General features: G+C 70.1%; 5 protein-coding genes and 1 tRNA gene. All 6 read left to right on the top strand.

Going from position 1 to position 5,400, the window contains the following annotated elements:
- The coding region (locus tag ABS52_19600) for a hypothetical protein (GenBank protein ODS99778.1) at positions 1 to 1,200 on the top strand (1,200 nt) is incomplete at its 5' end.
- Between the two features lie 2 nt (positions 1,201 to 1,202).
- Positions 1,203 to 2,063, top strand: a complete 861-nt coding sequence (locus ABS52_19595; GenBank protein ID ODS99777.1) for a hypothetical protein — start codon at positions 1,203 to 1,205, stop codon at positions 2,061 to 2,063.
- 127 nt (positions 2,064 to 2,190) lie between these two features.
- Positions 2,191 to 2,267: transfer RNA gene (locus ABS52_19590), tRNA-Pro, on the top strand.
- 123 nt (positions 2,268 to 2,390) lie between these two features.
- Positions 2,391 to 2,843, top strand: a complete 453-nt coding sequence (locus tag ABS52_19585) for a hypothetical protein (GenBank protein ODS99776.1) — start codon at positions 2,391 to 2,393, stop codon at positions 2,841 to 2,843.
- A gap of 679 nt (positions 2,844 to 3,522) precedes the next feature.
- Positions 3,523 to 3,855 carry a hypothetical protein gene (locus ABS52_19580; protein ID ODS99775.1) on the top strand — a complete coding sequence of 111 codons (333 nt, stop codon included), beginning with the start codon at positions 3,523 to 3,525 and terminating at the stop codon, positions 3,853 to 3,855.
- Between the two features lie 59 nt (positions 3,856 to 3,914).
- The gene (locus ABS52_19575) at positions 3,915 to 5,240 is read left to right on the top strand and encodes a hypothetical protein (protein ID ODS99774.1); all 1,326 of its coding nucleotides are present in this window, start codon (positions 3,915 to 3,917) and stop codon (positions 5,238 to 5,240) included.
- Positions 5,241 to 5,400 lie beyond the last annotated feature (160 nt).

The following is a 5,400-nucleotide window of genomic DNA, read 5'->3' as shown; positions in this document are numbered from 1 at the left end:
TCGCCGGCCGGGGGCTCGGGGGCGACGGGAGGGGACGCGCCCGCCGATGCGCTCGCTGGCGCGCTCGCCGACGTGCCCGCCGCCCCGCGTCCGGCGGTTGCCGGGCGCCAGGTGTCGCCGGCGCTGACGCCGCGCGCGTGGATGGGGGTCGGCGCGCTCTGGCTGGTGCTGGCGGTCTTCTGGACCAACCAGATGGTGCTGTACACGGCGTCGGCGCGCCCCAACGACGACTATTCGTGGGTCGAGCTCGCCCGGTTGCAGGTGGCGACATCAGCCATCTGGCTCGCGCTTTCGCCCGTCGTCTTCGCCCTGGCGCGCCGCTTCCGCATGGACGCCGACAACTGGTTGCAGCTGCTGCCGCTGCACGCCGCCTTTGGCCTGGCCGCCGGGCTGCTGCACACGGGGGTGATGCAGCTGTCGGGCCTGAGCCGGCTCCCGGTCCTGTCGCCGGCGAACATGAATCCCATCACGGGCGACTTCTTCGTGTATCTCGGACTCCTGGCCTGGTCGCACGCCCGCGAGTTCGCCAGCTGGTACCGGATGCGCGAACTCGAGGGGGCGCGGCTCTCGGCGCGCATTGCCGAGTCGCGATTCCAGGCGCTGCGGGCCCAGCTGCGCCCGCAGTTCCTTCTCGCCACGCTCGAGCTCCTGGCCGAGCTCGTGCATCGCGACGTGCCGCGCGCCGAGCGGCTGATTGCGCGCCTGGCCGACACCCTACGCCTGACGCTGGAGTCGGGACGGGACGCGACGGCGACCATCGGGCAGGAGCTCGACCTGCTGCAGGCGTGCGTCGAGACGCATCGCATCGGGATCCGGGGCGGGGTGCGGCTGGTGACCGACGTCCCGCCGTCGGCGCTGTCGCTCCCGATCCCGAGCCGCCTTCTCTGCACGATGGCCGACGACCTCCTGGCCGCCGACACGCTGAATCCTGCCGAGCCCCTCACCGTACGGGTGGAGGTGGAGCGGGCGGCGGACGTGACGCGCATTCGCCTGCGGGGCGAGGCGGAGTGGGGGGGGCGCGCCACCGGCTCGCATGCCTGGTGGCGGGCCAAGAGCGTTGCCGAGGCCGCGGTGGCCGACGCCGGGGCGCTCGTGAGTGTGGCGTTTCCCGACCGGGCGACGGCGGTGCTGCTCATTGCCGATGGCGATTCCGCTTTCCACGTCGACGACGACGCCCTGCCGGCGTCCGCCGTCGCCTAACGATGAACGGGAGAATCCCGATGCCGATTCGCGTGCTGGTGGTGGACGACGAACCCATCGCGCGCCGCCGCGTGCGGCGCATGCTGCGCCTGGAGCCGGACGTCGACGTGATCGACGAGGTGGGGAGCGGGAGCGAGGCGATCGAGGCGATCCGGAAGGAGCGCCCCGACCTCGTCCTGCTGGACGTGCAGATGCCCGACGTGGACGGATTCCGGGTGGTGGACGCGCTGGGCGCCGAGGCGATGCCGCCGACGATCTTCGTCACCGCGTTCAACGAGTACGCCGTGCGGGCCTTCGACGTGAACGCGATCGACTACCTGCTCAAGCCGTACGATCCCGAGCGATTCCGCTCGGCGTTCCAGCGGGCGCGCAGCCACATGGAGCGCGTGTCGTCGGCGGAGCAGGGGCGGAAGATCCGGGCGCTGCTGGAGCAGGTGATCGGCGACGACCGGACGAGCGCCGCGCTCGCCGATCGCGGTCCGGCGAGCGCCCCGAACGGCATGGGCGCCCCGCCGCCGCGGGTGCGCTTCCTGGACCGGCTGATGGTGAAGCACGATGGTCGCGTCTCCTTCGTGAAGGTGAGCGACGTCGACTGGTTCGAGGCGTCGGGGAACTACGTGCGCGTGCACGTGGGGAAGGGGTCGCACCTGATCCGCGAGACCATGCACCACATCGAGGCGCAGCTGGAGCCGTCGATGTTCGTGCGGATCCACCGGGCGGTCATCGTGAACATCGACCGCATCAAGGAGCTGCAGCCGTGGTTTGCGGGGGATTATGTGGTGCTCCTGCGGGACGGGCGGCAGCTGAAGCTGAGCCGGACGTACCGGGAGCACCTGCAGTCGCGGATGCACCGGTTCGCGTGAGGCGGCTGGCGCGGGGTCACGAATGTGATGTCTGGTGGGCGGGCGGGGAAGGAGGCGTTGCCGGGAGGCGGTTGTATGTGTGGGGGCGGTCGGTTACGTTGGAGGACTTCCGCGGAAGGCATGCGGACGGGACGTAGCGCAGTCCGGTAGCGCACCTGAATGGGGTTCAGGGGGTCGCGGGTTCAAATCCCGCCGTCCCGATCACATGTAACGCACGCGCCGACTTCACCTTACCACGGGTGGTGTCGGCGCGTGTCGCGTGCAGGGTGTCCGTAGTCCCTGTCCGTACTCGCCCGATGCTACCCCCGTCTCAGGGGGAAGCGCATCATGGCAGAGTCCCATCGCACCGCGAGGGATCCCGACGCGGCGTTCCGGTCGCCGCGCGACCGATCCGTTACCTACCAGCCCACCGATGCGGGCGGGCCACAGGCCGATCTGTTCGCCTCGGGTGTAGACAGCGGTAGACGGCAGGTCCCGGCGAACGGGCTTCGGAACACGTCGCCGCAGTCGCTTGCGGCCCGCGAGGCGGTCCATCCCACCGTCCGGAGCACGCGGCAGCGAGTGGCCGGGGTCATTCTCGCGGCCGGCGCGCAACGGATCACCCGCCTCGAGGTCGTGCGGAAGACGGGCTTCCTGCGCGGCACCGTGAACGGGCGCGTGCGCGAGTGCCTTGATGATCTCGCGATGCAAACGGTCGAGCGCTACTCGGTGGCGGTCTGCATCGGCGCGGACGCCGCGCGCGCGGTCCTCCATCGCTACGAGGCGCTCGGCCCTTTCTAAGCGGACTGCCCCGGGTGGGACCTCAGCGACCGGTCGGACGCGCGGTAGGCGCGGGGACGAGGGCGCGATAGAGGATCACGCCGAGGACGGGGAGCAGCACGATGAGGAGCACCCACGTCGTCCGATCGCTCGGCGAGGGCCACTCCCGGCGCAGCGCCTCGACGAGCGAGTGGAGCCAGAACCAGACGATCACGGCGAGCCCTCCGAAGAAGACCAGTGCTGCGCCGCCGCCATTTGTCAGAACACTCCACCACCCGCCGAGCAGATCCACACTCGCACTCCGCTAAGGACGCCGTACGCTGGCGGGTGAGGGCGCTGGCTCGGTAGCGAATAGGCGCCAAAAGCGCCCTCTCCCTCTTGCGACCCCAGCGAGCCCTCCACCTACCATTCTGCAAACTGCGACGTCGGCCACGAGCTGCTCACTCAGCGCCTGGCTTTTCAGTGCTCCGATTGCGGGGACATCCGGCCGCCGGTCGATCGAGTCCGACGTCGGCGGGATGGGCGGTTTGCGGTGCTCTGCGTGAACTGCTACGCTGGGTGACCTCCGGACTCGCGGCTCCACCCGCTGAGTCGGCCAGTACAGTCGTACTGGACAGATCGGCCACTAATACACATATTGGTGTTGCTAATCGCGTCTAAGTAACATATTTATGTGGTCATCTGAGCCCGGTGGTCTCGCATGGGTCGTAGCCGAATCGCCCCCGTCGCAGCGACTGAGGACGTGCTCGTCCGCCTAGGCCAGCACATTGCCACCGCGCGCATGCGCCGGGAGTGGCGGCAGGCGGATCTGGCCCAGAAGGCCGGGATCCACACGAACACCCTCAGGAAGGTCGAGTCAGGGGCTCCTGGCACTGCCATGGGAGCCTACGCGGCGGCGCTCTGGGCGCTCGGGCTCCTCGAGCACCTCGCCGAAGTAGCCCGCCCTGACCGGGACGCCGAGGGCGAGACGCTGGCGACCGCCCGTCTCGGTGAGCGCGCGCGCACCAGCACCGCGCTGGACGACGACTTCTGACCCGAGCGTGTCCCCAGCACATGCCCCGCCGCGCCGACACACCGGTCTCCAGCCAAGACATGCGCTCCCCGAAGGCGGCCGCCCGCCTGCGGGAGCGCGAGTGCTTCGTGTACATCCAGCTGCCGGGGTCGACGGAGGTCGTGACGTGCGGACGGTTCGTGCAGGAGGAGACCGTGGCCGGTGGCGTGGTCGGACGCTTCGTGTACGGCCGCACCTACCGGCTGCGTCCGGACGCGGTGCCGCTGGACCCCTTCAACCTTCCGCTCTCGGACCGCGTCTACGCCACCGCGAAGCTGGGCGGCATCTTCGGCGCGCTGCGTGACGCCTCACCGGACAAGTGGGGGCGTCTCGTCATCGAGCGCGCGCTCGGCCGCACGGACCTGACCGAAGTCGACTTCCTGCTGCAGTCGCCGGAGGACCGCGCCGGCGCTCTCTCGTTCGGCCGCGGGACCGTGCCCCCGCCGCCAGTGTGGGAGTACAACCGCGTCGTCCAGCTGCCCGAGCTCCTCGAGGCGGCCCGCCTGCTCCAGGAGGACCCCAGCGGCCTGACCATCCCGGCCGACATGCGGCACGCCGAGCTCCTGCTCCAGTACGGCGGGACGTCCATGGGCGGCGCGAGGGCCAAGAGCGTGGTCGAAGACGAGGAGGGGCTCTGGGTCGCCAAGTTCCCGGAACGGGCGGATCGATGGACGAACGCGGTCGTCGAGGACGCGATGCTCGGACTCGCGCGCCGGTGCGAGATCCACACGCCGCCGACGCGCGTGCAGATGGTCGGACCGCATGCGGTGCTCATGGTCAAGCGGTTCGACCGCGAGCAGCTGGAGCCCGGGCCGAACCGCGACTCACGGTACCTCCGACACCGCATGGTGAGCGCCCTGACGGTGCTCGACGCCGAGGAGTCGCCGACGGACCGGCGCAACTGGTCGTACCTGTTGCTCGCCGACGAGCTGCGGCGCTGGTCCCGGCGTCCGCGGGAGGACCGGCAGGAGCTCTTCCGGCGGATGGTACTCAACGCGCTGGTGTCGAATCTCGACGACCACCCGCGGAATCATGCGCTCATCGCGCCCGGGAAGGAGTGGCAGCTGGCGCCCGCGTACGACATCACCCCGGACCCGCGGCCGGGACAGCAGGACCGTGACCTGGCCATGATCTGTGGGAGGCTCGGTCGGCGCGCGCGGCGCGCGAACCTGCTCTCAGCTGCCAGCCGGTTCGACCTCTCCGAGGAGGACGCGAACGCCATCATCGACCGCATGGTGGACGTCGTGCGCTCGGAGTGGGAAGGCGAGGTCCGGCGTCACGGTGGCACCGACGCGGACTGCGCCGCGATCGCCCCGGCGTTCGTGCACGAGGGCTTCGAGTACGAAGTCGTCGAGCAGGGACCATGAGGCCATGATGGATCGACCCGCCCGGGCCTAACGCGAAGCACCGCGGTCGCGTACCGTGACCCTAGGGAATCTCTGAATAAGTGCCCCTTGCATCGCGCGCCGAACGGGTCGGTATTGGCGGTCGAACCCCGTGCCGGGAGTATCTGCGATGAGTGAGCAG

The sequence above is a fragment of the Gemmatimonadetes bacterium SCN 70-22 genome, from assembly GCA_001724275.1.
Classification (GTDB): domain Bacteria; phylum Gemmatimonadota; class Gemmatimonadetes; order Gemmatimonadales; family Gemmatimonadaceae; genus SCN-70-22.
This window is presented reverse-complemented; position numbering and strand designations above follow the sequence as displayed.

What these genes read in the sequence shown, in the direction of transcription:
- ABS52_19595 (ODS99777.1), top strand. Translation starts at nt 1,203, where the DNA reads ATGAACGGGAGAATCCCGATGCCGATTCGCGTGCTGGTGGTGGACGAC.
- ABS52_19585 (ODS99776.1), top strand. Translation starts at nt 2,391, where the DNA reads ATGGCAGAGTCCCATCGCACCGCGAGGGATCCCGACGCGGCGTTCCGG.
- ABS52_19580 (ODS99775.1), top strand. Translation starts at nt 3,523, where the DNA reads ATGGGTCGTAGCCGAATCGCCCCCGTCGCAGCGACTGAGGACGTGCTC.
- ABS52_19575 (ODS99774.1), top strand. Translation starts at nt 3,915, where the DNA reads ATGCGCTCCCCGAAGGCGGCCGCCCGCCTGCGGGAGCGCGAGTGCTTC.